Annotated in this window: 24 protein-coding genes, 3 tRNA genes and 1 other RNA gene; 15 read left to right on the forward strand and 13 right to left on the reverse strand. The window is 72.0% G+C overall.

From position 1 onward, the window contains the following. Positions 1-8 precede the first annotated feature (8 nt). Positions 9-428, forward strand: a complete 420-nt coding sequence (locus ACFY1T_RS10765; RefSeq protein WP_390787844.1) for a molybdopterin-binding protein — start codon at positions 9-11, stop codon at positions 426-428. 3 nt (positions 429-431) lie between these two features. Here the strand turns inward: ACFY1T_RS10765 and ACFY1T_RS10770 are convergent, their stop codons facing one another. The 3 genes from ACFY1T_RS10770 to ACFY1T_RS10780 all read right to left on the reverse strand — a co-directional run bounded on the left by ACFY1T_RS10770 (position 432) and on the right by ACFY1T_RS10780 (position 4,584). Further along, complete coding sequence (locus tag ACFY1T_RS10770) at positions 432-878, reverse strand: molybdopterin-dependent oxidoreductase (RefSeq protein WP_384704919.1); 447 nt, start codon at positions 876-878, stop codon at positions 432-434. A gap of 80 nt (positions 879-958) precedes the next feature. Next, positions 959-3,751, reverse strand: a complete 2,793-nt coding sequence (locus tag ACFY1T_RS10775) for a molybdopterin-dependent oxidoreductase (protein ID WP_390787845.1) — start codon at positions 3,749-3,751, stop codon at positions 959-961. Then, positions 3,748-4,584 carry an FAD binding domain-containing protein gene (locus ACFY1T_RS10780; protein WP_390787846.1) on the reverse strand — a complete coding sequence of 279 codons (837 nt, stop codon included), beginning with the start codon at positions 4,582-4,584 and terminating at the stop codon, positions 3,748-3,750. The genes ACFY1T_RS10775 and ACFY1T_RS10780 overlap by 4 nt, the downstream gene beginning before the upstream one ends. Before the next feature lie 235 nt (positions 4,585-4,819). Between ACFY1T_RS10780 and ACFY1T_RS10785 the strand changes: the two genes are divergently transcribed. Continuing rightward, a complete protein-coding gene (locus tag ACFY1T_RS10785; protein ID WP_390787847.1) occupies positions 4,820-6,280 on the forward strand; it encodes a PucR family transcriptional regulator in 1,461 nt (486 codons plus the stop codon). 38 nt (positions 6,281-6,318) lie between these two features. On the opposite strand, the gene ACFY1T_RS10790 is transcribed toward ACFY1T_RS10785, so the two are convergent. Continuing rightward, entirely contained in the window at positions 6,319-6,723 is a 405-nt protein-coding gene (locus ACFY1T_RS10790) for a molybdopterin-binding protein (RefSeq protein WP_390787848.1), read from the reverse strand. Positions 6,724-6,808: 85 nt separating this feature from the next. Further along, complete coding sequence (locus tag ACFY1T_RS10795) at positions 6,809-7,375, reverse strand: hypothetical protein (RefSeq protein ID WP_390787849.1); 567 nt, start codon at positions 7,373-7,375, stop codon at positions 6,809-6,811. A gap of 98 nt (positions 7,376-7,473) precedes the next feature. Between ACFY1T_RS10795 and ACFY1T_RS10800 the strand changes: the two genes are divergently transcribed. Continuing rightward, positions 7,474-7,986, forward strand: coding sequence for a PadR family transcriptional regulator (locus tag ACFY1T_RS10800; protein ID WP_390787850.1), 513 nt, complete (start codon positions 7,474-7,476; stop codon positions 7,984-7,986). Here ACFY1T_RS10800 and sigJ read toward each other — a convergent pair. Continuing rightward, complete coding sequence (gene sigJ, locus ACFY1T_RS10805) at positions 7,983-8,918, reverse strand: RNA polymerase sigma factor SigJ (RefSeq protein WP_390787851.1); 936 nt, start codon at positions 8,916-8,918, stop codon at positions 7,983-7,985. The two genes, ACFY1T_RS10800 and sigJ, sit on opposite strands and share 4 nt — an antisense overlap. A 123-nt stretch (positions 8,919-9,041) precedes the next feature. On the opposite strand from sigJ, the gene ACFY1T_RS10810 reads away from it, so the two are divergent. Then, positions 9,042-9,503 carry a hypothetical protein gene (locus ACFY1T_RS10810; RefSeq protein WP_390787852.1) on the forward strand — a complete coding sequence of 154 codons (462 nt, stop codon included), beginning with the start codon at positions 9,042-9,044 and terminating at the stop codon, positions 9,501-9,503. A 212-nt stretch (positions 9,504-9,715) separates the two neighbouring features. On the opposite strand, the gene ACFY1T_RS10815 is transcribed toward ACFY1T_RS10810, so the two are convergent. Next, the gene (locus tag ACFY1T_RS10815; RefSeq protein WP_390787853.1) at positions 9,716-10,150 is read right to left on the reverse strand and encodes a hypothetical protein; all 435 of its coding nucleotides are present in this window, start codon (positions 10,148-10,150) and stop codon (positions 9,716-9,718) included. Between the two features lie 709 nt (positions 10,151-10,859). On the opposite strand from ACFY1T_RS10815, the gene ACFY1T_RS10820 reads away from it, so the two are divergent. After that, the gene (locus ACFY1T_RS10820; protein ID WP_390787906.1) at positions 10,860-12,047 is read left to right on the forward strand and encodes a multiprotein-bridging factor 1 family protein; all 1,188 of its coding nucleotides are present in this window, start codon (positions 10,860-10,862) and stop codon (positions 12,045-12,047) included. A 129-nt stretch (positions 12,048-12,176) separates the two neighbouring features. On the opposite strand, the gene ACFY1T_RS10825 is transcribed toward ACFY1T_RS10820, so the two are convergent. Beyond that, positions 12,177-12,533 carry a GntR family transcriptional regulator gene (locus ACFY1T_RS10825; RefSeq protein WP_386091062.1) on the reverse strand — a complete coding sequence of 119 codons (357 nt, stop codon included), beginning with the start codon at positions 12,531-12,533 and terminating at the stop codon, positions 12,177-12,179. A 167-nt stretch (positions 12,534-12,700) separates the two neighbouring features. Between ACFY1T_RS10825 and ACFY1T_RS10830 the strand changes: the two genes are divergently transcribed. The 4 genes from ACFY1T_RS10830 to ACFY1T_RS10845 are packed head-to-tail and all read left to right on the forward strand — an operon-like array spanning position 12,701 to position 16,042. Beyond that, positions 12,701-13,192: a hypothetical protein gene (locus ACFY1T_RS10830; RefSeq protein WP_390787854.1), complete on the forward strand. Its 492-nt coding sequence runs from the start codon at positions 12,701-12,703 to the stop codon at positions 13,190-13,192. After that, positions 13,189-14,604 carry a replication initiator protein RepSA gene (repSA, locus tag ACFY1T_RS10835; protein ID WP_390787855.1) on the forward strand — a complete coding sequence of 472 codons (1,416 nt, stop codon included), beginning with the start codon at positions 13,189-13,191 and terminating at the stop codon, positions 14,602-14,604. The genes ACFY1T_RS10830 and repSA overlap by 4 nt, the downstream gene beginning before the upstream one ends. Then, a complete protein-coding gene (locus ACFY1T_RS10840; protein WP_390787856.1) occupies positions 14,601-14,795 on the forward strand; it encodes an excisionase family DNA-binding protein in 195 nt (64 codons plus the stop codon). The genes repSA and ACFY1T_RS10840 overlap by 4 nt, the downstream gene beginning before the upstream one ends. Before the next feature lie 11 nt (positions 14,796-14,806). Further along, a complete protein-coding gene (locus ACFY1T_RS10845; RefSeq protein ID WP_390787857.1) occupies positions 14,807-16,042 on the forward strand; it encodes a tyrosine-type recombinase/integrase in 1,236 nt (411 codons plus the stop codon). Positions 16,043-16,120: 78 nt separating this feature from the next. On the opposite strand, the gene ACFY1T_RS10850 is transcribed toward ACFY1T_RS10845, so the two are convergent. Next, positions 16,121-16,208 (reverse strand) — tRNA-Ser (locus ACFY1T_RS10850). A 143-nt stretch (positions 16,209-16,351) separates the two neighbouring features. Between ACFY1T_RS10850 and ffs the strand changes: the two genes are divergently transcribed. The 6 genes from ffs to ACFY1T_RS10880 all read left to right on the forward strand — a co-directional run bounded on the left by ffs (position 16,352) and on the right by ACFY1T_RS10880 (position 24,651). Beyond that, positions 16,352-16,450: signal recognition particle sRNA small type (ffs, locus tag ACFY1T_RS10855), an RNA gene on the forward strand. 66 nt (positions 16,451-16,516) lie between these two features. Continuing rightward, complete coding sequence (locus ACFY1T_RS10860) at positions 16,517-18,763, forward strand: DNA polymerase III subunit gamma and tau (protein WP_390787858.1); 2,247 nt, start codon at positions 16,517-16,519, stop codon at positions 18,761-18,763. A 60-nt stretch (positions 18,764-18,823) separates the two neighbouring features. After that, a complete protein-coding gene (purD, locus tag ACFY1T_RS10865; protein WP_390787859.1) occupies positions 18,824-20,077 on the forward strand; it encodes a phosphoribosylamine--glycine ligase in 1,254 nt (417 codons plus the stop codon). A gap of 289 nt (positions 20,078-20,366) precedes the next feature. Beyond that, positions 20,367-21,974: a hypothetical protein gene (locus ACFY1T_RS10870; protein ID WP_390787860.1), complete on the forward strand. Its 1,608-nt coding sequence runs from the start codon at positions 20,367-20,369 to the stop codon at positions 21,972-21,974. A gap of 191 nt (positions 21,975-22,165) precedes the next feature. Further along, on the forward strand, positions 22,166-23,662 hold the full coding sequence (locus ACFY1T_RS10875) for a N,N-dimethylformamidase beta subunit family domain-containing protein (protein WP_390787861.1): 1,497 nt from the start codon (positions 22,166-22,168) through the stop codon (positions 23,660-23,662). 86 nt (positions 23,663-23,748) lie between these two features. Next, on the forward strand, positions 23,749-24,651 hold the full coding sequence (locus ACFY1T_RS10880; RefSeq protein ID WP_390787862.1) for a phosphoribosylaminoimidazolesuccinocarboxamide synthase: 903 nt from the start codon (positions 23,749-23,751) through the stop codon (positions 24,649-24,651). A gap of 113 nt (positions 24,652-24,764) precedes the next feature. Here the strand turns inward: ACFY1T_RS10880 and ACFY1T_RS10885 are convergent. The 4 genes from ACFY1T_RS10885 to ACFY1T_RS10900 form a co-directional block, all read right to left on the reverse strand. Next, positions 24,765-24,840 (reverse strand) — tRNA-Gly (locus ACFY1T_RS10885). A 24-nt stretch (positions 24,841-24,864) separates the two neighbouring features. Beyond that, positions 24,865-25,476, reverse strand: a complete 612-nt coding sequence (locus tag ACFY1T_RS10890; protein WP_030857970.1) for a response regulator transcription factor — start codon at positions 25,474-25,476, stop codon at positions 24,865-24,867. After that, positions 25,473-26,699 (reverse strand): sensor histidine kinase, encoded by a 1,227-nt coding sequence (locus ACFY1T_RS10895; RefSeq protein ID WP_390787863.1) that lies wholly within the window; start codon positions 26,697-26,699, stop codon positions 25,473-25,475. Before ACFY1T_RS10895 ends, ACFY1T_RS10890 begins: the two co-directional genes overlap by 4 nt. Positions 26,700-26,770: 71 nt before the next feature. After that, positions 26,771-26,843, reverse strand: a tRNA-Gly gene (locus ACFY1T_RS10900). Between the last annotated feature and the right edge of the window lie 52 nt (positions 26,844-26,895).

Here is a 26,895-nt window from a genome sequence, read left to right on the forward strand (position 1 = left end):
AGCACCCCATGAGCCTGAGCATCCGCAACCAGATCGCCGGAACCGTCACCGCCGTCACCACCGGCGAGGCCATGGCCACGGTCAAGGTCCGTCTGGAAGGCGGCCAGGACATCACCGCCGCCATCACCACCGACGCCGTCAAGGACCTGGGCATCGCCGAGGGTTCCTCGGTGAAGGCGCTCGTCAAGGCCACGGAGGTGGCGCTGGCCACCGCCGCCGTCGAGGGCATCAGCATCCGCAACCAGCTGGCCGGCACCGTCTCCGACATCGCCACCGGCGGCGCCATGGCCTCGGTCAAGGTGGACGTGAACGGCGGCGGGCTGACCGCCGCCATCACCAAGGACGCCGTCGAGGCGCTCGGCCTGGCCGCCGGGTCCTCCGTCGTCGCGCTGATCAAGTCCACCGAGATCTCGCTCGCGACCGCCTGACGTCTAGAGCCCCAGGTTCGGCGGCGACAGCGAGCCGAACCACACGTGCGTGACGGCGCTGACGTAGCGCGCTCCGCACCGGTCCGTCGGGACCACCAGCTGTGCGCCCGCCTCGTCGAGGTCCTCCCCGTCCAGGCGGGTCGCCAGCAGCACCGGGCTGTCGCCGAAGTCGACGTCGAGCTCGGCCCAGGACAGGACGGTGTGGTGCCCGTCCCCGCCGCTGACCGCCAGCAGGAAGCGGCTGCGGTCCTTGCGCCGCCGCGCGTCGAAGGACGGCCCGGCGTCCGCGACCACGTCACGCAGCAGGGCGCCTTCGAACACATGGTGCTGCGGACCGTTCGTCGCGCAGTCGAACGTGACCGCGGCCCGGTGCTGTACCCAGTCCCGCAGGTCCGCGACGCTCAGGGTCGCCGGGTGGTCCAGATCTCCGTGCAGCATGAGTTTGGCCATGTGGCGATTGTGCCCGGGGCCCGTCATTCCGGAACCTCATCTGCAAGGTTGATGGCTTGATACAACAAGCAGATGTGGCTTCATCGTGTGTTCTGCCCTTGCAGGTCCTGCAACCTCTGGTTCACCTTCCGCCAGACGATGTCGCGTGTCACCGGCATCTCCGTGAACCGCACCCCGGTCGCGTCCCGCAGGGCGTTCGCGAACGCCGGGGCCACCGGGTTGAAGGGGCTCTCGCTCATCGACTTCGCGCCGAGCGGGCCGATCGCGTCCGAGGTCTCCATGAAGTGCACCTCCGTGCGCGGGACGTCCGCGTACTGCGGGAGCCGGTAGCGGCGGAACGCCGCCGTGGTCACCTCCCCGCGCTCGTCCACCCGTACGGTCTCGAACAGCGTCGCGCCCAGCGCCTGGGCCACGCCGCCCTCCACCTGGCCGCGGCACTGCATCGGGTTCATGACCTTGCCCGCGTCCGCCGCGTGGACGGACCGGAGGATCTTCATCTCCCCCGTGTCCGGGTCCACGGCGAGACGAAACCACTGCGCGTTGAAGGCCACCGAGCGGGGGGAGCCGCCCCAGTGGCCGTCCGCGGCCATCTCCTCCAGCCTGCCCTTGTCGTACGCGGCCTCGTACAGCTCCTTCAGCGTGACGGTCCGGCCCGCGCAGTCGAAGGACTCGGCCGACAGCCTGCACAGGTGCCGGGCCACGCCCGTGTGCCGGGCGGCGAAGGTCAGCAGGCGCTCGGCGAGGGAGTTGGCCGCCAGCATCACGGCCTTGCCCGCCACCACCGTGCCGGCCGAGCCGAACGCGCCGGTGTCGTGGCGGACCACGTCCGTGTCGGACTGGCGCACGGAGATCCGGTCCACCGTCGTGTTCAGCGCGCCCGCGGTGATCTGCTTGTGAACGGTGGTCGTGCCGTTGCCGAACTCCGCCGTGCCGACCGCGATGTCGTACGTACCGTCGCGCAGCAGGCTGACGCGGGCGTCGGCGAAGTGGCCGCCCGGCGGGCCCGTCGCGATCATCGCGACCGCCGAACCCGTCCCGGTGAGCCAGCCCTCGGGGACGTCCTCGTGGCTGCGGTCGTCGGCGATGGCCCCCCGGACCACGTCCATGCACTGCTTCATCCCGTAGGAGGCGATGAACAGGTCCTCTTCGTGACCGATCGGGGTCACCAGGTGGTCGCCGGCACCGATGACGTTCTTCTCGCGCAGTTCGAGCGGGTCCATGCCGAGCCTGACGGCGAGCTCGTCCATCACCGATTCGAGGGCGAAGAGGACCTGGCCCAGGCCGTAGCCGCGGAAGGCGCCGGCCGGGACGCCGTTGGTGTAGACGGAGTACGCCTCCACCTCCTTGTTGGGCGCCTTGTAGACGGCGAAGGACTCGCCGACGCTGTGGAACATGACCGCCGGGCCGTGGTTGCCGTAGGCGCCGGTGTTGGAGAGCACGCGGATGCGCAGGGCGGTGAGGGTGCCGTCCTTCTTGGCACCGACCTTGATGGTGATCTTGAAGGGGTGGCGGGTGGTGGCACCGTAGAACTGCTCGGCACGGGTGAACTCGAGTTTCACCGGCCTGCGCAGCTTCAGGGCGGCGAGGACCACGATGTCCTCGGTGAGCATCTCCTGCTTGCCGCCGAACCCGCCGCCCACGCGGCCCGCCACGACGCGGACCTCGTCCTCGCCGAGGTCGTAGAGGGCGCACAGGGCCCGCCGGGTCAGGAAGGGCGCCTGCGTGGAGGAGCGGACGGTGATGCGCTCGCCGTCGCCCTCCTCCTTGGGCTCGAAGTACGCGACGCTGCCGTGGGTCTCCAGGCTGGCGTGCTGGACGCGCTGGGTCTGGAAGGTCTCCTCGTAGACGACGTCCGCCTCCGCGTACCCCTTCTCCATGTCGCCGATCGTGTTGTGGACCTCGCCGCACACGTTGTTCTCGGCACGGAAGATCCCCGACTCGGGGCCCTTGGGGTGGAGGACGGGCGCGCCCGGAAGCATGGCCTCCTCCGGGTCGATCACGTACGGCAGCTCCTCGTACGTGACCACCACGCGGCGGCAGCCCTCCTCGGCGGCCTGCTCGCTGTCGGCGACGACGGCCGCCACGCGCTGACCGACGAAGCGGACCACGTCGTCCAGGACCCGGGTGTCCATCGGGTCCTCGGTCGGGTGCTCGTGCCGGGCGGACGAGTACAGGCGGTCGGGGGCGTCGTGGTGGGTGAGGACGGCGTGCACGCCCGGGACCTGGAGGGCGTCCCTGATGTCGATGTCGACGATGCGGGCGTGCGGGTGCGGGGAGCGCAGCAGCTTCATGTGGAGCAGCCCGGGCACCTCGACGTCGAAGGTGTAGCGGGCGGTGCCGGTGACGACGAGGGGACCGGCGGGGGCGCCGAGGCTCTTGCCGACGGCCGCGCCCTGTTCCGGGGTTTCGGTGTGCTTCACCCCGCGTACGGCGTCCTCGATGGCCCGGTAGCCCGTACAGCGGCAGATGTTGCCCTTGAAGGCGCGCGGGAGGTCCTGGAGCTTGCCGTCGTCGTGGGCGGTGCCCTCCTCGGCCTGGAGGGCGGCGGTGGTCATCAGGAAGCCGGCCGTGCAGAAGCCGCACTGGAAGCCCTGCGCGTCGAGGAACTGCTGCTGCGCCGGGTGGAGTTCGCCGCCGGGCTTGGCGAGACCCTCGACCGTGGTCACGGAGCGGCCCCCGGCGCGGACGGCCGGGTAGAGGCAGCTGTGCACCGGCTGCCCGTCGACGTGCACGGTGCAGGCACCGCAGTCGCCCTGGTCGCAGCCCTTCTTCACGCCGAACCAGCCGCGCTCGCGCAGGTAGGTGCGCAGGCACTGGCCGGCGCGCGGCTCGGTGTCGAAGCGCTCCTTGTTGATCTCGATCTCGTAGCTCATCGGGAAACCTCCTGCGGCGTCGCCGCCGTGAGTTCGCGGCGGATCTCCTCGGCCAGGCGCAGGGCCATGTGGCGCCGCCAGTCGGGCAGCCCGTGGATGTCGTCGAACCACTCCTGCGGCCGGACGGCGGTGTCGATCGCCCCGCGCAGCTCGGCGGCGGCGGGCGGCAGCGCGAACCAGAAACGGAAGGGGCGGGTGGTGGCGGCGGTGACCGTGAGGGCGAAGGAGCCGTCCTGGGGGTCGCGGGTGCCGATGACGAGGGCGCCCGAGCGGCCGAGCCCGTACAGCGAGGCCTGCCGGAAGGCCGTACGGCAGGCCAGCGAGCGGGCCGGGACGCGGACGGAGCGCAGCAGTTCGCCCTCGCGCAGGTCCTTGACCCCGGCGCCGCGGATGAAGTCGGTGACGGGAAGGCGGCGGGTGGCGCCGTCCTGGCCCTGGAGCAGGACGGTGGCGTCGAGGCCCGCGGCGAGCGAGATGACCGGGCCGGCCGGGAGGCCGTTGCAGAGGTTCCCGCCGACGGTGGCCATGTTCCAGATCTTGAAGCTGGCGAGGAAGGCCCGGCAGCACTGCTCGACCAGCGGCGCCGCGGTCGCCGGCAGGGACCGGCCGAACCGGGACAGCTCGGTGATGGTGCAGGTGGCGGCGATGTCGAGGGCGCCGTCGGGCTGCCAGGACAGGGGCGGCCAGCCCATGCGCGAGAGGTCGACCAGGCGGCGGATGTGGGGCTGGGGCTCGGAGAAGAGGTACGTCCCGCCGCCGAGCCAGGCGTCGCCGGGGCGCCAGGGTTCGCGGCGGCGTGCGTCGCGCACGTCGAGCACGGTGTTGAGATCCAAGGTGAGCCACCCCCATCCACTCGGGACACCCGGGGAACCGAGCGTTTCCAGTCAGTGAAGCAACGGGGGCGGGCCCGGGACGACTGTGGCCGAGCACGGAAACCGCTGGACTCGGGACGGTCCGCCCTGGATGATCAACCAAGAGGCTGACCGAGGTCTTGCCCTTGCATTTACGATGGGGTTTCTCGTATTCACCTCGCGAATGTGGGCTGCCACCCGCCGCAAGGAGCCCCGCATGCACGTCCTCGACCTGCTCCAGTCCGACAACCTCGGCCTCACCCTGCTCTGGGGTGAGGACGCCCTTCTCGGCCAGGAGGTCAGCGGGGTCACCGCCACCGACCTGGAGGACCCGCGCCGTTTCCTGGGCCCCGGCGAGCTCGTGCTCAGCGGCCTGGTGTGGTGGACCGAGGGCGACCTGGTGAAGGCGGACCGCTTCGTCTCCGCGCTCGCCGAGGCCGGGGCCACCGCCCTCCTCGCCGGCGAGGAGACCCACGGCCGGGTCCCCGACGAGCTCTTGGCCGCCTGCCGGGCCCACCGGGTGCCGCTCGTTGCCGTGCCCGCGCAGACCAGCTTCCGCGCGGTCACCGAGGCGGTGTACCTGCGCCAGTGGGGCGACCTGAGCCGCCGCCCGAACCGGCTCTTCGCGCTCCCCGAGAACGTGCGCGCCGAGCTCAGCCGCCTCCTCGAAGGCGGAGCGGGACCCGCCGAACTGCTGGGCCGGGCCTGTGCCCACCTGGGCAAGGTCGCCTGCTACCTGCTCACCGCCAGCGGGCGCACCGTCGCCCGCACCCCGTCGGCGCCCGCGATACCGGCCCGGCGGGCGGGCGGCAGCGCGCTGCGCCAGGGGCTCTCGCTGCGCATCGAGGCCGAGAGCACCCCGTACGACGCCTGGCTGCTGCACATGCCGGACGCGGACGCCGCGCCCCCGCGCGTGCTCCACGAGATCGCCGAGGTCTTCGCCCAGTACCGCGACGGCCGGTCCCGCCGCTCCGACGCGGCCTCGGCCGCCGGCCGGGAGCTGGCCGCACTCCTCGAGGCGGAGGAGCCGGTCACCGATCCGGGGGCCCTGGAGGAGGCGCTGGCCGCGGCCGGACTCCCGGCGGGCGGCCCGTACCGGGTGCTCGCGGCCACCGACGGCGACGCCCTGGCCGAGGCGCTGGCCCACCTGCGGGACGTCCCGTACGCGGTGGGGCGCTCGGTCGCGGTCCTGTACGAGGACCAGGACGCGGCGGTCGACGTGCCGGGCCTGCTCCGCCCGGTCTGGCCGCTGGTGCAGGCGTGCGGCGGCCCGGAGGCCGATCTGCGGCTCGGCGCCGGCGCGCGGGCGGCCGGGGCCGAGGCACTGCGCGCGTCGATGCGCCAGGCCCGCTTCGCCCTGACGGCGGCGGACGAGGGCGCCCCGGTCCGCGCGGTGGAGCAACTGGAAACCCTGTCCGCCCTGTTGTCGGGGGTCCCGCAGGAGGTCCGGTCGGTCTACGCGACACGGACGCTCGGGGCGCTCGGGGACGGGATGCTGCGCGAGACGCTGGAGGTGTTCCTGGCCCACAACTGCTCGTGGACGCGGACGGCGGAGGCACTGCACCTGCACGTCAACACGGTGCACTACCGGATCGAGCGGGTGGAGTCCCTGACGGGCCGTGACCTGTCCCGGCTGGACCACAAGCTGGACCTCTACGCGGCGCTGCGCTGCACCTGACCGCTCTGACGGCCGGGGCGCCGCGTGCGTCGCCGGCGTCAGGGGAGGTCGACGTACACCTCGGTCGACTTCACCCGCGCGGTGACGCAGACCCCGACCGCGATCCCGAGCTCCTCGACCGACTCGCGCGTCACCACGGACACCACGCGGTGCGGGCCCGACTGGATCTCCACCTGGGCGGCCACGTCGTCGACCCGGACCGCGGTGACGATCCCGACGAAGGAGTTCCGCACGGAGGTGGCCGTTCCGTTGCCCGCGGGCGGCTGGGGCCGGGGCTCACCGGCCCGGGCTTGGGCGAAGGCGGCGAGCGCCACCCCGTCGAAGGACCGCCCCCCGTCGGCGGCGCGGCGCACCGGCAGCCGCCCGGCGTCGGCCCAGCGGCGGACGGTTTCGGCGCTCACGCCCAGCAGTCCGGCGGCCTGCCCGATGGAGTACGACGACACGCCCGCACCCTACCCCCGTCGGCGGGCGCCGCGTTGGGGAGCAGGGGGAGCAGGGGGAGCGGGGGGAGCGGGGGTGCCGGGGTGCTCAGCGCGCGTCGGCTGCGGCTTTGGCCTTGGCCTGCGCGGCGGCGACGTAGCGGACGGTGAAGAGCATCGGGAGGACGAACCCGGCGGCCTGGACGAGCGTGGCGGGCGTCGAGTGGCCGTGGCCGGCGTGGGCGAGGGCCGCGAGCGCGCCGGCGGTCACGGCGAAGGCCGCGGTCCACACGCCGGTGATGACGGCGTTGGTCCGGATGAAGGGCCGCAGGCCCCAGATCTCGCGGGGGGTGGTGCGCTTGGCGATGCCCAGGGTGAACGGCCTGCCGACGAGCAGCGAGACCCCGGCGATGAGGGCCAGGGTGGCCGAGGAGAGGGCCGCCGAGTAGTCGTGCACGCCCGAGCGGGGGTCGATGAAGGCGACGGCCGTCAGGGCCGCGAAGAAGACCGCGGAGCCGATCTCGATGATCAGGGCGTCGAAGCCGGCCCCGGTCCGCCGCTGCTGGACGGTCACCGCCACCGCCGCGACGAGACCGGCGAGCGCGGCCCACTGCCACTGGCCGGACGGAAGCACCGCGAAGACGATCCACGGAAGGAAGGTGCGTACGTACGACATCGGAGACCCCCGGCTGATGACTGACGTTCCTGTTCTGACATGTCGAAAGTAGATGTTCCACAACTGACATGTCAAGGATGGAAGGTAAGGTGAGGGCCATGAGCCTTCGACACGCCCTTCTCGGACTCCTGTCAGAGCGCCCGGCCAGCGGATACGACCTGCTCAAGCGCTTCGAGACCTCGCTGGCCAACGTCTGGCCCGCCACCCAGAGCCAGATGTACACAGAGCTGTCCAAGCTCGCCGACGCCGGGATGATCAGCGTCTCGGCGGAGGGCCCGCGCGGGCGCAAGGAGTACACCCTCACCGACGAGGGTCTGGCCGAACTGCGTCACTGGCTGACCGGGACCAAGCCGCAGCGCAACACCCGCAGCGACATCCTGCTGAGGGTCTTCTTCCTCGGCGTGCTCACGCCCGAGCAGGCGCGGGGCTATCTCACCGGGCTGACGGAGATGTCGGAGCAGGAGTACGAGGACCTGCGGCGGCTGGAGGAGTCCATCGACTGGGGCGACGATCCGCTCTCGGTCCACGGCAGGATCGCCCTGGAGTACGGCCTGCGGTTCAACGCCATGCGCCGTGAGTGGGCCGAGTGGGCGGCCGGCCAGATCCGCTAGGGGGTCCCTCCCCGGGCGGTGTCCCGGTTCCACGCGCGGAGCTTCTCCGGGTTGCGGACCGCCCAGATGTGCGTGACGCGGTCGTCGGCGAGGCCGAACGCGGCCACGGTCACGGTGGTGCCGGCGTACCGGGCCACCAGGCCCGGCCGGCCGTTGACCGTCCGCTCCAGGAGCGTCAGCCCGGGCGCCTTGGCGGCCATGTGGATCAGGTACTGGGCGATGCGCTCGCCGCCCTCGACGGGGCGGAGCGCGGCGCCGACCAGCCCGCCGCCGTCGGCGACCATCGTGGCGTCCGGGTCGAGGAGGCCGACGAGGGCCTTGATGTCCCGGGCCTCCCACGCCTCCTTGAAGTGCCGCACGAGATCGGCCTGCCCGGCGGTCGTGGCCGGGGTCGTGGCGGCGGCCGCCGGGGCGTGCGCCGTACGGACGCGGCGGCGGGCCGAGGCCGCCAGCTGCCGGCAGGCCGCCGGTGACCTGGCGATGATCCCGGCGATCTCGGCGAAGGGGTACCGGAAGACGTCGTGCAGGACGAACGCCACGCGTTCGGCCGGGGTCATCGACTCCAGTACGACGAGGAAGGCCATGTTCACCGACTCGTGCAGGGCGACCCGCTCGGCGGGGTCCGCGGCCCCGCCCGTCCACTCCGTACGGTCGGGCAGCGGCTCGGGGAGCCACGCGCCGACGTAGCGCTCGCGCCGGACCCGCGCGGAGCCGAGCAGGTCCAGACAGATCCGCCCGGCCACCGTCGTCAGCCAGGCGCCCGGTGCCTCGACGGCCTCCTGCCGGCGCGGCGACATCGCATACCAGCGGGCGTAGGCCTCCTGTACGGCGTCCTCGGCCTCGGTCGCCGAACCCAGCAGCCGGTAGGCGAGGGCGATCAGGCGGCGCCGCTCGCCGAAGATCGCGCGCGGGTCCGGATCGGAGGTGCTCACGGCAGCGAACGCTCCCTGTTTCTCTCGGCTTTCTCTCGGCCGCCTCACATTTCGCGGGCCCGCGTCGTCGGACTGTCGAGACAGTACCGAGCCACCGCCGTGAGGCAGAAGAGGGGACGCACCATGGCCACCCGCACCACCGCGGACTGCACGACCGAAGACGGGACGACCGAGGAGAGGACACCCGCGGACGGGCGCACCGGCGCGTTCCTGCGCGTCTCGATCGCCCTGCAGACCCTGGCCGTCTTCTTCCAGGCGGCCACCGCCGGACTGCTGCTGTCCACGTCCTACGGCGAGACGCTGCACGGCGTCGGAGCGCGTGTGATGTACGGCGCATCGATGCTGTACGTGATCGCCGCGGTCCTGGCGTGGCGCCCGGGCGGGGGAAGCCCCCGCCCCGTCCTGTACGCGTGCGGCTTCCTGGCCCTCGCCTCGGTGCAGGTGGTGCTGGGCATCGCGCACATGCCGGCGCTCCATGTACCGCTGGGCGTCCTCATGTTCGGCCTGAGCCTGCTCGCGCTGGCCCGGGGAACGTCGAAGGGCCCCACCGCAAGCGGTGGGGCCCTTCGACAACGTGCCCGGTGAGGCACTGGCGGAGGATACGAGATTCGAACTCGTGAGGGGTTGCCCCCAACACGCTTTCCAAGTCTGTTGCCTCACGTCCCAGTAGTAGTTGCCTGCGTTCGTCCTCGTTCGTGAGGGTTCTTCGACACCTACCGGACTGGACTGCACACCCCTACGAACGATGGCGAACGGTGCTGAATGAGACGGGAACTGAGACGGTGGTTCTGCTCTGGTTAGGCGGGGCGACCGACAGACCACCCTGCTACGTCGCCGAGCCGGCCTCTCCAGAACGGCATGCTGATCGGTCCGTGGCCTACACCGGCGATCGTGACTTCTCGGAGATGAACCCAGCGGGGGAGATGGTGAACGTCCTCCAGCTCCCCGGAAGCGACCAATGCGGCGCGCGCCCCATCGACGCTCTCGGGAAAGTCGACCATGAGGTCGACGCCGTTGCCTCGGCCACCTTGGAGCGCGCGGGCCCACTCGGCCTTCCAAGCTCCATGGCTGATCAGTTCGCCGTAGACCACGCCGCTGGACATGGTCAGAGTGACGGGAACGTGATTGCGATCGTCGGCGGCGATCTGCTCCATAAGGAGCGAGAGGTAGATGTCCAGGACGGGTTCAGTGACAGCAGGCAATGACGGTGTGGGGCCTATACCGTCGCTCATGATCGAACCTCCTCGTTGAGGTACGCCCGCGGCGAGACCTCGCCTCCTACGAGCGGTCTGCGTGCTCAACGCTATCCAAGTTGGCTGGAAAATAACGGAACTGGCTGAAACTCGCAGATCGTCGATCGTCTGCCACAAAGCCGCCCCAACTCCCATCCCGTCTGCCGTCGGCCCACACGTATGTGGAGCGGGCGCGGTGCCGGGCGTCCAGGTGGAGCGCGCCACTGTACGAACGACCTGGACGCCCGGTGCCGTGTCTGCTCGGCTTGTCCTGGGCCGATGGCAGACGGGATGGGAGTTCCCCGCCCCCAGCCACATTCGGCCGGCACTCGCCAGCGGCGCCCCCGCCATCCTGGAGCCTGAGGCCCCCGCCGGAGGCATGTCGGTGAGGGATGGAATCGACGGCCGGTCGGGGCTCGACTCATGCCCTTGGGCCTATCCCGCCTTGCAGGGGCGGGCGTCGGCGCAGCGGGGGCGGAGCGGGCCGAAGGCAGGAGCGTCGCCCCGAGCGGAGCCGGGAAGCCCGCCCGGCGGAGCGGAGCGCAGCCGGGTGCTTGATGAGGTAGAGAAACCTGTAACAGGCCCGTGAGCCATGGCACTTCGTGCGATCACTGGCACTTTTTCTGACAGTGCGGTCCTGGGGCCGCGGGTACCTTCGTAGAGTCGAAGGGAGCCCATCGTGGGGGCCGAACTGAGCACAGGGCAAAGGGTGGCACGAGCACGCCGCCGACTTGGCTGGGACCAGGCACAGCTGGCAGCAGCCGTAGGGCGCTCGGTCAGCTGGGTCTCAAAGGTGGAGACCGGACGGCTTCCGCTTGACCGCATGAGCGTTGTCGGGCAGCTCGCCGAAGCCCTCGACATCGAGGTCATCGAGCTGACAGGACAGCCCTACCGCCACGACTCCTCGGAACTCGACTCGGGCCACGCTGCCATCCCCGGCCTTCGCCTGGCTCTCCAGCAGGCCACGATGCCCGGCGGTGCACTTCTCCTCGGTGGCATCGAGCCCCCGTCTCTTGCAGAGATCTCGGTACGGGTGGAAGTCGCTGAGCGGCTCCGCCAGGACGCCAAGTTCACGGCCCTCGGCGATGTCCTCCCGCAGATCCTTCGCGACCTCATCGTTGCCTGCGACGTGGCGGACGGCGACGATCTCGCCCGCGCCGAATCACTGATGCTCCGAGCCAGCCACATGGCCCGGGTCTCCTCGAACCTGCTCGGTCATCACGACCTCGGTTGGAGCGCCGTCCAGCGTGAGCTGGTCGCGGCAGAGCGCGCCGAGTCGCCGGCGCTTCGAGCCGCTGCCCGTTGGGACCTCTGCGGGGTTTGGCTCTACGAAGGGGAAGTGGCGGCAGCGCGGGACATGGCGCTCCGAGCGCTGGACGACCTCGAACCGGATCTCTCGACCGCTGACGAGAACATCCGCTCCTTGTGGGGTGCCATGCACCTCCGGGCCGCCGTGGCCTGGTCGCGTCTGTGGGACCGGGCGGAAGCAGAGTCACACCTTGCCGAGGCTCGCCGGACAGCAGCCCACCTCCCTGCCGACGGCAACGTCTTCCAGACCCAGTTCAACGCGGTGAACGCGGAGATCCACAGCGTGGAAGTCAGCCTGGAACTGGGGCACCCGCGCGACGTGCTCTCGCGGTCCGAACTGGTCGACGTTATGCACATCGCATCTGGTGAGAGGCAATCTCACTTCTGGGTCTGCACAGCAGCCGGACAAATGATGAACGGCAAGGCCGAGGATGCCGCGGGCTCCATCCTCCGTGCCGACGCGGTTGCTCCTCAGCACGTACGCAACCGCCCCGTCGCCCGGAACCTGGTGGACGATCTGCGGTCTGCCAACCGGAACGCCCGCACGGAGGAGATCCGGCGTCTGGCCGGACACATGAAGCTCAGCTGATCAAGCTGGACGGAGAGGGGGCCGTCGCCATGAGGGTGGCAGACAAAGCGCGATTACTCGTGGAGCTGCACGAGATCCGGAAGAAGCTGGCCGAGGCGGCGCAACGGGTGGATCGCCTGTCCGCTGCGGTCACGGAAGATCGGCCACGTGCCCTTCAAGGCGGTCGAGCCGCGAGTTGATGAGTTCCAGTGCGGCCTTGATCTCGGCCAGCTCGTTGGCCAGGGTCGAGGCCTGCTCCGTCTCGACTGCGGGCGGGTCGCTGGCGACAAAGGTGCCGCGCCCCTGCTGGCTCACAATCAAGCCTTCATCGCGAAGGATGTCCAACGCGTGCCGAACGGTCATGGCTGCAACGCCGTACCGCTCGGCCAACTTGGCGTTCCCGTCGAGCCGCTGGCCGGCCGTCAGCGTTCCATTCGCGATCTGCCGTCGGAGGTCGTCGGCCACCTGCGCGTAGGCGCTGCGGGGATCATCTGGGCTCACGGTCACAAACCCAGGTTATCTAAGTGATCTAAAGAAGTCTGCCCCAAGGGCTTGTAGTCTTCGCCATCTCTACTAATCTAGGTAACACAAGAGAAGTTAGAGATGTCTAGCTGGGAGCGGCGCCCTACCGCCAAGCAGTCCGCCGCTCCCATCCCTGGAAGGGAGCTTTCATCATGCCTGCAATCCTCGCTGCTTCGGTCTCTGCTGGGTTATCCCTCCCGTTGTCCCGTGCGGGCGATGCGATCGTCATCCCGTCTTCCTGTCAGGGCTGCGGTGTGGCCTGTGGCTCGGACTGGGTGCACTCCGATGGGCTTGGCGTGCTGATGCACCGGACGGGGGAGCCCTGCCCCTCTGCCGTTCCGTTCGTGTGGGAGACGGGTGAGCCGCTTTCGCCCTGCGGTGACTGCGCCGGATCCCTGGTGGACGTGGACTCGGATGGTTCCATGACGGGCTTCACCGGCTCGCTCATCCCCTGCTACTGCGCCCACGCCGGTCAGGACGGCGGGAGTGGCTGCGGTTGCTTCGTTGAGGGCTGGCCCATGGACGACGGCTTCACCGGCTGGGTAGAGGAACCCGAATACGTGGAGGGATCCCCCGTGTACCGGCCCTGCCTGGTGCACACCCCTTCACGTGCGAACACCACTGCGCTGGCGGTGGCCGCGTGACGGTCTTCCCCGTCGCCCCTGAGGCCGTGGCCGGTGCTGCGGCCTCGCTGGGCACCGACCCGCTCACCCTGGCCGACCTTCTGCGGGTCGCCGCCGCGCCCGGCTTCGACCGGTGGCAGGAACAGGTGCGCCGTACCGGCGGCTGCTCGGACCCCATCCACCTGACCGGCTCCACCGTCACCCGCGACCGGCAGACCGGGGATGTCCTCTACTCGTACTCGACCGCCGACGAGCCCGGGGGCCGGTTACGGGTCGCCTGCGGCAACCGGCGGGCCTCCCGCTGCCCCTCCTGCGCCTGGACCTACGCCGGGGACACCTACCACCTGATCCGGGCCGGGATCACCGGCGATGAGCGCAAGGACGTGCCCGTCACGGTCCGCTCCCACCCCAGGGTGTTCGCCACCCTCACAGCCCCCTCGTTCGGCCCGGTCCACAACCGCCCGTCTTCCGGCCGCTGCCGCTGCGGCACCGCCCACCCCGAGACAGATGCTCTCCTGGGCACGGCCCTGAACCCGGAGCGGTACGACTACGCGGGCGCGGTGCTGTGGAACAACTACGCCGGACAGCTCTGGCAGCGCTTCACGATCTACCTGCGCCGGGAGATCGCTGCCCGCGCCGGGATCACACAGGCGGAGATGAAGGAGGGATGCCGGGTCTCCTTCGGGAAGGTCGCCGAGTTCCAGAAGCGCGGAGCGGTCCACTTCCACACGGTCGTACGCCTCGACGGCCCGGACGGCCCCGACACTCCTCCGCCCGCCTGGGCGTCGGTGGGCCTGCTCGATGATGCGATCCGGGCTGCGGCCGGACGAGTCGCCGTCACCGTTCCCGCCTCCGGGGACTTCCCCGCCCGGGCCCTCGGCTGGGGCACGCAGGTCGATGTCCAGCCCATCGGTGGTCTCGGACACGAGGAGCTGACCGAGACTGCGGTTGCCTCGTACGTGGCGAAGTACGCGACCAAGGCAGCTGAGACGACCGGGACCGCCGACCGGCGCATCGGGGAGCTGGCAGAGCTGGACAAGCTGCATCTGCCCGCCCACACCCGGCGCCTGATCGAAGCCTGCTGGCACCTGGACGACGCCTACCCGGAACGGCTGCTGGCGCACTGGTCGCACATGCTCGGCTTCCGCGGCCACTTCTCCACCAAGTCCCGCGCCTACTCCACCACCCTCGGAGCCCTCCGCCAGACCCGCGCCGACTACCGCGCCGCCCAAGAGCGCCGGGAACGCGGGCTGCCCGACCCCGACGACGACGCGGAGGGCTCCACGCTCGTCCTCGCGCACTGGACCTACGCCGGACACGGACACACCCCGGGTGAGTCCTGGCTCGCCGCCAGCATCGCCAACGACATCAAGACCAACCGCGACGTCGCCCGGGAGGCATGCGCCGCGCTCGACCCTGAGGAGGGCCCGTGAACGACCCGCATGACCCCACGCTCGTCCTGCTGACGGTTGAGGAGGCTGCCCGCCGCCTGCGGATCGGCCGCACGACGTGCTTCGCCCTCGTGGCCTCCGGGGCGCTCGAATCGGTCACCGTGGGTCGTCTGCGGCGCATACCGCCAGACGCGCTGCCCGCGTACGTCGCCAAGCTCCGTACTGCGGCTTGAGGGGGGTGCTCATGAGTGAGATGAAGCGAACTCGGCAGCCCAACGGGGCGTCCTCGATCTACTTCGGCAAGGACGGGAAGTGGCATGGCCGCGTGACCGTCGGCGTTCGGGATGATGGCCGGCCGGACCGGCGGCACGTTGAGCGCAAGACTCAGGCTGAGGTGGTCAAGGCAGTCCGCGAGATGGAGAAGAAGCGGGACGCCAACAAGCTGCCCAAGGCCGGACAGCGCTGGACGGTCAAGACCTGGACGGAGCACTGGGTCTACAACATCGCCCAGAAGTACGTTTCGGAGAACACCTACGACGGCTACGAGGTGGACGTTCGCGTGCACCTGGTCCCTGGGCTCGGAGCCCATCGGCTCGACCGCTTGGAGCCGGAACACCTGGAGACCTTCTACGCCAAGATGCAGAAGTCCGGGAGCAAGGCCGCCACCGCGCACCACGTCCACCGGACGATCCGGGTCGCGCTCGGTGAAGCAGTGCGGAGAGGCCACGTCGCCACGAACGCGGCGGAGATCGCCAAGGCCCCCCGGCTCGAAGAGGAGGACATCGAGCCGTACGACATCGAAGAGGTGCAGCGGCTACTGCTGGAGGCGTCCAAGCTCCGCAACAGCGCCCGGTGGGTCGTCGCCCTGGCGCTCGGCCTGCGACAGGGGGAGGCGCTCGGACTCCACTGGGAGGATGTCGACCTGGACGCCGGGTATCTGCGGACGCGCAAGAACAGGCTTCGCCCGAAGTATCAGCACGGCTGCTCGGAGCCCTGCGGCCGGAAGCCTGGGTACTGCCCGCAGCGCGAGCAGATCCGCCGTGAATACAAGAACACGAAGTCGCGCGCCGGACGCCGGACGATCGGGCTGCCCGATCCGCTGATCAAGCTGCTCCGCGCGCACAAGGAAGAGCAGAAGCGGGAACAGGCGGCGGCCGGCACGGATTGGGAAGGCACGGGCTACGTCTTCGCCTCGCCCACGGGCGGACCGCTGATCCCGAACACGGACTACCACCGGTGGAAGCAGCTGCTTCAGGACGCGGGGGTACGGGATGGGCGACTCCATGACGCACGCCACACAGCCGCGACGGTCCTCCTGCTCCTGGGCGTCCCGGATGTCGTCGTCGACGCGATCATGGGATGGGAGCCGGGTGGCGCTGCCCGGATGCGAGCCCGGTACATGCACGTGACCGCGCCGCTGCTGAAGAAAGCCGCCGGGCAGGTCGGCGAAGTGCTGTGGGGCCCGTCCCAGGACAACTGAGACGGAAAGTGAGACGGAGCAACGCAGAAGGCCCCGGCCGGTTTCCCGGTCGGGGCCTTCAAGTGCCCGGTGAGGCACTGGCGGAGGATACGAGATTCGAACTCGTGAGGGGTTGCCCCCAACACGCTTTCCAAGCGTGCGCCCTAGGCCACTAGGCGAATCCTCCGCCGCAAACAATACAAGACGTTGAGGGGTGCTCGCGAACGTGATCGCCGACGGGGGATCCGAGGGGCGACCTGGGCGGGTTCCCGGTCGGGTCCCCGTCGGGGGCAGGGTCGATTCCGGGGGCTTTCATCCGCTAGGGTGGGGCCCAGCCCCTCACGTGGCGCTATCTCACCCAACTCCCCCAGGGCCGGAAGGCAGCAAGGGTAAGTGGGCTCTGGCGGGTGCGTGGGGGGCGCTTTGCGTTCCGGGGCGGCCTGCGCGGCCCTCGGCGGGACGTCTTTGTCGGTGGGCCCGGATAACCTCGTAGACGTGTCGTCCCTTGCGCTGTACCGCCGCTACCGCCCCGAGTCGTTCGCCGAGGTCATCGGGCAGGAGCATGTCACCGTCCCCCTGATGCAGGCCCTGCGGAACAACCGGGTCAATCACGCGTACCTGTTCAGTGGTCCGCGAGGCTGTGGCAAGACCACCAGCGCGCGCATCCTGGCGCGCTGCCTGAACTGTGAGCAGGGTCCCACCCCCGAGCCCTGCGGCGAGTGCCAGTCCTGCAAGGACCTGGCGCGCAACGGGCCGGGCTCGATCGACGTCATCGAGATCGACGCGGCCTCCCACGGTGGCGTGGACGACGCCCGTGACCTGCGGGAGAAGGCCTTCTTCGGGCCCGCGTCCAGCCGGTACAAGATCTACATCATCGACGAGGCGCACATGGTCACCTCGGCGGGCTTCAACGCCCTGCTGAAGGTGGTCGAGGAGCCGCCGGAGCACCTCAAGTTCATCTTCGCGACGACCGAGCCCGAGAAGGTCATCGGGACCATCCGCTCCCGTACGCACCACTATCCGTTCCGGCTCGTACCGCCCGGGACGCTGCGCGACTACCTGGGCGAGGTCTGCGGGCGCGAGGGGGCCAAGGTCGAGGAGGGCGTGCTGCCGCTCGTCGTGCGGGCGGGCGCCGGTTCCGTGCGTGACTCCATGTCCGTCATGGACCAGCTCCTCGCCGGTGCCGCCGAGGACGGTGTGACGTATGCCATGGCCACCTCCCTGCTCGGGTACACCGACGGCTCGCTGCTCGACTCCGTGGTCGAGGCCTTCGCCTCCGGGGACGGGGCGGCCGCCTTCGAGGTCGTCGACCGGGTGGTCGAGGGCGGCAACGACCCGCGCCGGTTCGTCGCCGACCTGCTGGAGCGGCTGCGGGACCTGGTGATCCTCGCCGCGGTGCCGGACGCCGGGGAGAAGGGGCTCATCGACGCCCCCGCCGATGTCGTCGAGCGGATGCAGGCCCAGGCGTCCGTCTTCGGGGCCGCCGAGCTGTCGCGCGCCGCCGACCTGGTCAACAGCGGGCTCACCGAGATGCGCGGTGCCACCTCGCCGCGGCTCCAGCTGGAGCTGATCTGCGCCCGGGTGCTGCTGCCCGCCGCCTTCGACGACGAGCGGTCCTTCCAGGCCAGGCTCGACCGGCTGGAGCGGAGCGGGTTCACGCCCGGCGCCGCCGCCCCGGCCGGCGGGCCCGCCATGGGCTACGTGCCCGGGCCCGAGGCCCACGGCATGGCCCCGGCCGGGCCCGGCGGGGCCGTCGCGGCCGCGCGGGCCGCCGCTGCCGCCGTACGGGCGCCGGAGCAGGCGGCTCCGGCCGCACAGGCGCCCGCTCCCGTGCAGACCCCGGCCCCGGCCGAGGTCCAGGCTCCGGCGCCGGTCCAGGCTCCGGCTCCCGCCGCCGCCCAGGCCCCTGCCGCGCAGGCACCTCCCGCCGCCGCGCCCGGCGCCTGGCCGGGGGCCGCGCAGCCCGGTGGCGGGGCCGCCCCGGGCGCCTGGCCCGGAGCCGCCGCCCCGGCTTCGGCGGCACCCGCGCCCGCAGCCGCTCCCGCCGCCGGGGCCTGGCCCAGCGCCGCCGCGCCCGGTTCGGGCCAGGCCGCCGCGGCCGCGCCCGCCCCGGCTCCGGCCGCCCCGGCCCCCGCGGCCGCTCCGGCCGCCGCCCCCTCTCCCGGCATGGCCGCCGGCGCCGGGCAGGTCCAGGCGATGTGGCCCGGCATCCTCGAGGCCGTCAAGAACCGCCGCCGCTTCACCTGGATCCTGCTCAGCCAGAACGCCCAGGTCACCGGCTTCGACGGAACCACCCTGCAACTGGGCTTCCCCAACCCCGGAGCCCGCGACAACTTCGCGAGCAGCGGCAGCGAGGACGTGCTCAAGGCGGTCCTCGCCGAGCAGTTCCAGGTCAACTGGAAGATCGACGCCGTGGTCGGCGCGGGCGGCGGACAGCCCGCACAGGCCCCGTCCGCGTATGCGGCCCCGCCCGCCTACAACCCCGCACCCGCCGCCCCGGCCCCCGACCGGCAGCCGGGTCCCGCCGCGCCGCAGCAGCCGTACCAGCCGCCGCAGCCACCGGCCCAGCAGGGCGGTTCCGCGCCGCAGCCCCCCGTACGGCAGGCGCCCCCGCCGGTCGCGCCCGAGGACGACGTACCGGAGGAGGACGATCCGGATCTGGTCGACAGCGCCCTGACCGGACACGACCTCATCGTGCGCGAGCTCGGAGCCACCGTCATAGAGGAATACACAAACGAGTAGGGCCGTCTCATTGGGTGGCCGCACGAAGGGCATCCCGCCACGCGGGCTAGGCTGCAGGGCGTGAAGGTCCTCGTCATCGGCGGCGGCGCCCGCGAACATGCCCTGTGCCGCTCTCTGTCCCTCGACCCCGACGTCAACGCGCTGTACTGCGCTCCCGGCAACGCCGGCATCGCCGAGGTGGCGGAGCTGCGCCCGGTCGACGCCCTCGACGGCGCGGCCGTGGCCCGCCTCGCCACCGAACTCGGAGCCGACCTGGTCGTCGTCGGCCCGGAGGCGCCCCTGGTCGCCGGCGTCTCCGACGCCGTCCGCGCCGCGGGCATCCCCGTCTTCGGCCCGTCCGCGCAAGCGGCGCAGCTGGAGGGCTCCAAGGCGTTCGCCAAGGACGTGATGGCCGCGGCCGACGTCCCGACCGCCCGCAGCTACGTGTGCACCACCCCCGAAGAGGTGGACACGGCCCTCGACGCCTTCGGCGCCCCGTACGTCGTCAAGGACGACGGCCTGGCCGCCGGCAAGGGCGTCGTGGTCACCGGGGACCGGGACGCCGCCCGCGCGCACGCGCTCGGCTGCGACCGCGTCGTCATCGAGGAGTACCTCGACGGCCCCGAGGTCTCCCTCTTCGCCATCACCGACGGCGTCACCGTGCTGCCGCTCCAGCCCGCGCAGGACTTCAAGCGCGCGCTCGACGGCGACGAAGGCCCCAACACCGGCGGCATGGGCGCGTACTCGCCCCTGCCCTGGGCCGACCCGAAGCTGGTCGAGGAGGTCATGGAGACCGTCCTCCAGCCGACCGTGGACGAGCTGCGCCACCGCGGCACCCCGTTCTCCGGGCTGCTGTACGCCGGCCTCGCGATCACCTCGCGCGGCGTCCGCGTCATCGAGTTCAACGCCCGCTTCGGCGACCCCGAGACCCAGGTGGTCCTGGCCCGGCTGCGCACCCCGCTCGCGGGCGTGCTGCTGCACGCCGCCAACGGCACCCTGGACGCCGAGCCGCCGCTGCGGTGGAGCGCGGACGCGGCCGTGACCGTCGTCATCGCCTCCCACAACTACCCGGAGACCCCGCGCACCGGGGACCCGATCGAGGGCCTGGCCGAGGTGGCCGCCGAGGACGGTCCCGACGCGTACGTCCTGCACGCCGGGACCCGGCGCGAGGGCGAGGCGGTGGTCAGCGCGGGCGGCCGCGTGCTGTCGGTGACGGCGACCGGTTCCGATCTGGCACAGGCCCGCGAGAAGGCGTATAAGGCCGTCGCGCGGATCCGGCTCGACGGCTCCCAGCACCGTACGGACATCGCCGCCAAGGCGGCCGAAGGCCGCTGAGCAGCGGGGCTTCCGTCACGCGGGCCCGGTGCGCACCCAGGTGCGGCCGGGCCCGCGCGCGTGTCCGCGTACGAGTGCATCCGGCCGCGTTCGAACGCAGCCAGCTTTACCCAAAGCCATTCCATCGGGTGATGGTCACCCGGTCCGGCTGACTGCCGCTCGCTCCCCAACTAGGGTGCGATGCCAAGCATTCCGGCACTTGGCCCACCGGCATTGCGATGTCAGTGGCGGGTGTCACAGTGGGGGAGTGAGCAAAACCGCCGCAGGGCAGAGGGGGTGAGGTCCGGCCGTGTCCGGAACGGGTTCGATCGTGGAAGGGGGCGCGCCGTCCGCGCGTTCCCGGGCCCTGGCCGTGCTGCGCGTGCGCAGCCGGGCACTGGCCCTCGGGGTGCTGCCCGCCGCCCTCGCGGTGGTGCTGCTGAGCGCCCGGATGACGGGCCGGCTGGCCGGTGATCCCTGGCCGGTCGTGACGCTCGTCGTGTGCGTCGTGGCCGCACTGGTGCTGCTCGCCGGCGGGGTGTTCGCCGCGGTGGTGCTGCGGGCGAGCCCGGCCGTGACGCCGACGGTGCCGCTGCCGGAGTCCGCCGCGCCCGACCTGTACCGGATGGTGCGGGACCTGGCCGACCGGATGGACGTGCCGGCGCCCTCGGCGATAGCCCTGACGCCGGACTGCGACAGCTGGCTGGAGGACCGTACGCACGCGGCCCACCGGCGCGGCGGCATATCGGGCGGGCGCGAGACGGAGCCGGGTGCGGCTCCCGTGCTGGTGATCGGCTCGCCGTTCCTCTGGTGGATGCGGGTCGCCGAACTGCGGGCGGTCCTGGCGCCCGTCGTCGCCGGTACGGGCCCTTCGGCCCATCCGGACATAGCCGACGCCCGGGGCTTCGTCCGCGGGCTCGACGCCGCCGCGGACGTGGGCAGCAGGCCCGGACTCGGCTGGATCGGCCGCCCGGCCCGGCTGCTGCTGAGGCTGTGCCAGACGGACGCCGCCGAGATGGAGCGCGGGGTCGCGGCCGCCGCCTCGGACCGCGCGCAAGGGGTGGACTACGGGCTGCGCATCGTCGCCCAGGAGCAGGTCGGCCTCGCCTACGCGGGCTGGGACCGGCTGTTGACCAGGGTCGCGCTGCCCGCGTGGCGGATGGGCCGCTGGCCGGCGCACCTCGACGCCGGGGTGGTCTCCGCGCTGACCGAGCTGTCCCGGCGCGACCGGCTGGCCGAGGGGTTCACCTCGCGGCTCGGCGAGCGGCCCGCGTGCGATCTGCTGGAGCGGCCCGGAGTGATCGACGAGGCGGCTTCGCTGCTCGCCGCCCGGCTGTTCCACGGCGGTCCGGCCGAGGCCGGCCCGGACTGGTCGCCGGTGGACTGGGCGGCGTATCCGGAGGAGGTCGTGGACCGCAAATGGCGTGCGGAGGCCGCCCGGCTGCACGCGTCGCTGGACGCCCTCGCCGTCCCGGCCGGCCCGGGGCCGACGCTGGACCGGGTGCTGGGCTATCTCACGGACGCCGCCGGAGAGGGCGCGGCCGGGGAGGCGCTGGCCGGCCGGCTCAGCGGTGACCTGGCCCGGGAGGAACGCTCCACGGGAGCGGGCGGCGCCGGCGGCGGAGTGGCGCGCGGGGCGGACACCGTGCCGCTGTTCCCGCTCCAGCCGCCCCGCAGCGGGCGGGATCTGCTCGCCGACCACGTCACGGCGATGGTGTGCGCCGCGGCCGTCGACTCGGCCGATGCCGCACCCGGGCTGGACTGGCTGGACGGCCCGGTCCTCCTGGTCGGCGGCGAACGGCGCGCGGACCTGGCCCCCCGGGTGCTGAGCCTGGTGGAGGACGGGGACCCGGAGCCCCTGCGCGACTGGCTCGCGGAGCTCGGCGTACGCCCGGAGAAGCCGGTCCGCCTCGTCTGACGGCGCGTACGACTGCCTCCCCGCCGGTCCGGTCCCGGCGGACCCGCACTCCACGCGCTCCGGATGTGGCGAACGGTGACGGAATGAGTGCGTTATGTGATGTGCTGGGACCGGTAGCGGTTCGATGTCCCGAAACCGTGCCGTGCCGGTGTGTTCAGAGGCCGTTCGGGGGAGCGAGGGAGGGGAGCGGTATGGGTGGTGCGGACCAGATCCGGCGTTGGGAGTCAGGTGCGCTCGCGCACGCGGTGAACGATCCCTTCGGCCAGGGCCCGCTGCCGTGGTTCCGTGGCAGCGAGCTGTACTTCGACGACACCGGGCACGTCGTGCCCTGGTACGTGGACCCCGCGCTCGCCGACCCCGCCCTCGCCCCCGGCCAGATCCCCCGCGCCCGCGGCAACGGCGGCCCGCGCACCGCCGACGACGTGCACCGGCAGATCAAGGGCTTCGCCTCCACCGGGGCCGTCACCCCCGGCGAGGCCATCGACTTCCACATCACGGTGGACCCGCCCCAGCAGTTCTCCGTCGACGTCTACCGAATCGGCCACTACGGCGGCGACGGCGCCTCCAAGATCACCACGAGCCCCCGGCTCTCGGGCATCGTCCAGCCGGCCCCGCTCACCGCCGACCGCACCGTCTCCTGCCACCACTGGTGGCTCTCCTGGCGGCTCCAGGTCCCCTCCTACTGGAGCGTCGGCGCGTACGTCGCCGTCCTCACCACCGCCGACGGCTACCGGTCCCACATCCCCTTCACCGTCCGCGACGACCACCCCGCCGACCTGCTCCTGCTGCTGCCCGACATCACCTGGCAGGCCTACAACCTCTATCCCGAGGACGGGCGGACCGGCGCCAGCCTCTACCACGCCTGGGACGAGGAGGGCCGGCTGCTCGGCGAGCAGGACGCGGCCGTCACGGTCTCCTTCGACCGGCCCTACGCGGGGGCCGGCCTGCCCCTGCACGTGGGCCACGCCTACGACTTCATCCGCTGGGCCGAGCGCTACGGCTACGACATCGCCTACGCCGACACCCGCGATCTGCACGCCGGCCGCGTCGACCCCGCCCGCTACCGCGGCCTGGTCTTCCCCGGCCACGACGAGTACTGGTCGGCCCCCATGCGCCGCACCGTCGAGCGCGCCCGCGACCACGGCACCTCGCTCGTCTTCCTCTCCGCCAACACCATGTACTGGCAGGTCGAGCTGGGCCCCTCCCCCTCCGGGGTCGACGACCGGCTCCTCACCTGCCGAAAACGCCGCGGCCCCGGCCGCCCCGGCCTCTGGCGCGAGGTCGACCGCCCGGAGCAGCAGCTGCTCGGCATCCAGTACGCGGGGCGGGTCCCCGAGCCCGCGCCCCTGATCGTGCGCAACGCCACGCACTGGCTCTGGGACTCCACCGGCGCCGCCGAGAACGACGAGCTCCCCGGCCTGGTCGCCGGCGAGGCCGACCGGTACTTCCCGCGCACCCAGCTCCCCGAGCACCGGGACCGGATCCTGCTCGCGCACTCCCCGTACCGCGACGGCGAGGGCGCCAAGCGCCACCAGGAGACCTCCCTGTACCGGGCCCCGAGCGGCGCCCTGGTCTTCGCGTCCGGCACCTTCGCCTGGTCCCCGGCCCTGGACCGTCCCGGCCACGTCGACGAACGGGTCCAGCGGGCCACAGCCAATCTCCTCGACCGGATCTGCAAGCGGGACTGAGCGGGACCCGGACACCCCCGGAGCCGGGCACGGCCCCCGGTACGGGAGAATGGGGCTGCGCTCGTACAGAACCACAGGGAGACCCCGTGTCCGGATTCGTCGAAAAGCCCGAGCCGGTTCAGGTGCCCGGCCTCGTCCACCTCCACACCGGCAAGGTGCGCGACCTCTACCGTGACGGCGACGGCAACCTCGTCATGGTCGCCAGCGACCGGATGTCCGCGTACGACTGGGTGCTCCCCACCGAGATCCCGGACAAGGGCCGCGTCCTGACCCAGCTCTCGCTCTGGTGGTTCGACCAGCTGAGCGACCTCGTCCCGAACCACGTGATCGGCACGGACCTGCCCGAGGGCGCCCCCGCCGACTGGGCCGGCCGCACGCTGATCTGCAAGAGCCTCGACATGGTCCCGGTCGAGTGCGTGGCCCGCGGCTACCTCACCGGTTCCGGCCTCGCCGAGTACGAGAAGACCCGTACGGTCTGCGGACTCGCCCTCCCCGAGGGGCTCGTGGACGGCTCCGAGCTGCCCGCCCCGATCTTCACGCCCGCCGCCAAGGCCGCCGTCGGCGAGCACGACGAGAACGTCTCGTACGAGGAGGTCGCGCGCACCACCGGTGCCGAGACGGCGGCGCTGCTGCGCCAGACCACCCTGGCCGTGTACGGCCGGGCCCGGGACATCGCCCGCGAGCGCGGGATCATCCTGGCGGACACCAAGTTCGAGTTCGGCTTCGACAAGGAGGGCACCCTCGTCGCCGGCGACGAGGTGCTGACCCCGGACTCCTCCCGCTTCTGGCCGGCCGACCAGTGGGAGCCGGGCCGCGCGCAGCCCTCCTTCGACAAGCAGTTCGTCCGCGACTGGCTCACCTCCTCCGCCTCCGGCTGGGACCGCACGGGCGAACTCCCGCCGCCGGCCCTCCCGCAGGAGGTCGCCGAGCAGACCAGCGCCAAGTACATCGAGGCGTACGAGCGCCTGACCGGCCTCGGCTGGGCCTGACGCCCGGTGTCCCAGGCCCGGACCCGGGCCTGGGACGCGGCCCCGGACCCCGCCCCGGGGCCCCGCCCGAGACACGAAGAAGCCCCCGGTCACAGGACCGGGGGCTTCTTCGATGGAGCGGACAACGCGACTCGAACGCGCGACATCCACCTTGGCAAGGTGGTGCTCTACCAACTGAGCTATGTCCGCAGGTGCGCCGTAACGCGAGACCTACTATACCCAACCCCGCTCGCGTGCGAGACGCACTGCCGTGTGCCGGTTCCCGGCGCCCAGCTTCGTCGCCGCCGACGACAGGTAGTTCCGTACGGTCCCCGGCGACAGCGAGGCCCGCTCGGCGATCTCCGCGATCGGCGCCCCGTCCCCCGCGAGTTCCAGCACCTCGGCCTCGCGCGCGGTCAGCGGGGAGTCCCCCGCGCTGATCGCGTCGGCGGCCAACTCGGGGTCCACATAACGCCCTCCGGCGTGCACGGTCCGGATCAGCTCGGCCAGGCGCTGCGCCGACACCGTCTTCGGCGCGAAGGCGCGCACCCCCGCCGCGAGGGCCCGCTTCAGGTGCCCGGGGCGCCCGTGGCTCGTCACGATCATCGTCTTGCAGCCGGGGAGTTCGGCCCGCAGCGATGTGGCCACGCTCACACCGTCCGCCCCCGGCATCTGCAGGTCCAGCACCGCCACGTCGGGTCGGTGGGCGCGCGCCATCGCGAGGGCCTCCGGCCCCGAGGCCGCCTCCGCGACGACCAGCAGGTCGTCCTCCAGGGCCAGCAGTGCGGCGAGCGCGCCGCGGATCAGGTGCTCGTCGTCGGCCAGCAGTACGCGTACGGGGCTCATGCCCGCGCCTCCAGTCCTCGCAGTCGTCCGCCCGGGATCCGGGCCAGCAGCCGGAACCGGCCGCCGCCGACCGGGCCGGCCTCCAAGGTGCCGTCCAGGGCCGCGAGCCGCTCCCGCAGGCCCGCGAGACCGGAGCCCGGCGGTCCGGCCGGTACCTCGGGGGCCCCGTCGTTCTCCACCACCAGCGTCAGCGCGCCCCCGTCGGGCGCCGTGAGCCGGATCACGCAGCTGCGCGCGTCCCCGTGCCGCAGGACGTTGGTGGTGGCCTCCCGGACCACCCAGCCCAGTGCCGACTGCACCTCGGGGCGCAGCGCGCCGCCCGCGTCGACCTCGACGCGGCAGTCCATCCCGGCCGCGCTGAGCACCCCGCGGGCCCCCTCGAGTTCCACGGTGAGATCCGCCTCGCGGTAGCCGCGTACGACGTCGCGCACTTCGCGCTGCGACTCGCTGGCGATCCGCTGGACCTCGATCATCTGGTCCACGGCCTCGGGGCGTTCGCGCCGGGCCAGCTGGACGGCCAGCTCGCTCTTGAGCGCGATCACCGCGAGGTTGCGGCCCATCACGTCGTGCAGGTCCCGTCCGAAGCGCAGCCGCTCCTGGGCGACGGCGAGCTGCGCCTGGAGTTCCCGGGCCCGGTCGAGCTCGTAGACCGTCTTCAGCAGCCAGGAGGAGAAGCCGCAGGCCAGGACGAGCAGGCCGCAGGTGAGGAAGACGCCGACGCCGTAGCCGGTCGCCTCTGTGGCGGGGTGCCCCACCGCCAGGGCCACGGCCGCCGCCGAGGTGCCCGCGGCCGGGGCCACGCAGAGCATGTGCCGGACCCGCGTCAGGGCCAGCGTCAGCGAACCCGATGCGAACGCGACCGTGTTGACCACGAGGGCGGGGGCGACGCCCGCGTGGGAGAGGGCGCCGGCCGAGCGCAGGACCAGTACGGCGACCGCCAGCGAGGCGGTGAGCACGGCGACGGCAGCCGCCAGCCGTACGGGCCGCTCGCGGCGGCCGAGCACCCAGTCCAAGGCCCTGGAGGACAGCACTCCGCACAGCGCGATCTGCGCGCACAGGGGCAGGAGCAGGGCGGCGCTGACGGATCCGAGGCCCTCGGGGGCGAGGCCGAAGAGGACCGAGAGGGATTCGAGGAGGACGAACAGGTGGAACGACCAGCGGGTGTAGAGCTCGATCTTGGCCGCACTGCTGCGGTTCCTCCACCACCCCGTCAGCTTCGACACGGTCCCAGCCCCCCGGTGAGTAAACGCATACGACAAAGGCCCTGATCAATGATCAGGGCCTTTGCACGCTGAGCGGACGACGCGACTCGAACGCGCGACATCCACCTTGGCAAGGTGGTGCTCTACCAACTGAGCTACGTCCGCATGCTGCCTCGGCATGAATGCCGCTGCGATGCGTGCATCACTCTACCCGATC

This window comes from Streptomyces sp. NPDC001194, from assembly GCF_042896985.1.
Classification (GTDB): domain Bacteria; phylum Actinomycetota; class Actinomycetes; order Streptomycetales; family Streptomycetaceae; genus Streptomyces.

What these genes read in the sequence shown, in the direction of transcription:
- ACFY1T_RS10765 (WP_390787844.1), top strand. Translation starts at nt 9, where the DNA reads ATGAGCCTGAGCATCCGCAACCAGATCGCCGGAACCGTCACCGCCGTC.
- ACFY1T_RS10770 (WP_384704919.1), bottom strand. Translation starts at nt 878, where the DNA reads ATGGCCAAACTCATGCTGCACGGAGATCTGGACCACCCGGCGACCCTG.
- ACFY1T_RS10775 (WP_390787845.1), bottom strand. Translation starts at nt 3,751, where the DNA reads ATGAGCTACGAGATCGAGATCAACAAGGAGCGCTTCGACACCGAGCCG.
- ACFY1T_RS10785 (WP_390787847.1), top strand. Translation starts at nt 4,820, where the DNA reads ATGCACGTCCTCGACCTGCTCCAGTCCGACAACCTCGGCCTCACCCTG.
- ACFY1T_RS10795 (WP_390787849.1), bottom strand. Translation starts at nt 7,375, where the DNA reads ATGTCGTACGTACGCACCTTCCTTCCGTGGATCGTCTTCGCGGTGCTT.
- ACFY1T_RS10800 (WP_390787850.1), top strand. Translation starts at nt 7,474, where the DNA reads ATGAGCCTTCGACACGCCCTTCTCGGACTCCTGTCAGAGCGCCCGGCC.
- ACFY1T_RS10810 (WP_390787852.1), top strand. Translation starts at nt 9,042, where the DNA reads ATGGCCACCCGCACCACCGCGGACTGCACGACCGAAGACGGGACGACC.
- ACFY1T_RS10815 (WP_390787853.1), bottom strand. Translation starts at nt 10,150, where the DNA reads ATGAGCGACGGTATAGGCCCCACACCGTCATTGCCTGCTGTCACTGAA.
- ACFY1T_RS10830 (WP_390787854.1), top strand. Translation starts at nt 12,701, where the DNA reads ATGCCTGCAATCCTCGCTGCTTCGGTCTCTGCTGGGTTATCCCTCCCG.
- ACFY1T_RS10845 (WP_390787857.1), top strand. Translation starts at nt 14,807, where the DNA reads ATGAGTGAGATGAAGCGAACTCGGCAGCCCAACGGGGCGTCCTCGATC.
- ACFY1T_RS10875 (WP_390787861.1), top strand. Translation starts at nt 22,166, where the DNA reads ATGGGTGGTGCGGACCAGATCCGGCGTTGGGAGTCAGGTGCGCTCGCG.
- ACFY1T_RS10890 (WP_030857970.1), bottom strand. Translation starts at nt 25,476, where the DNA reads ATGAGCCCCGTACGCGTACTGCTGGCCGACGACGAGCACCTGATCCGC.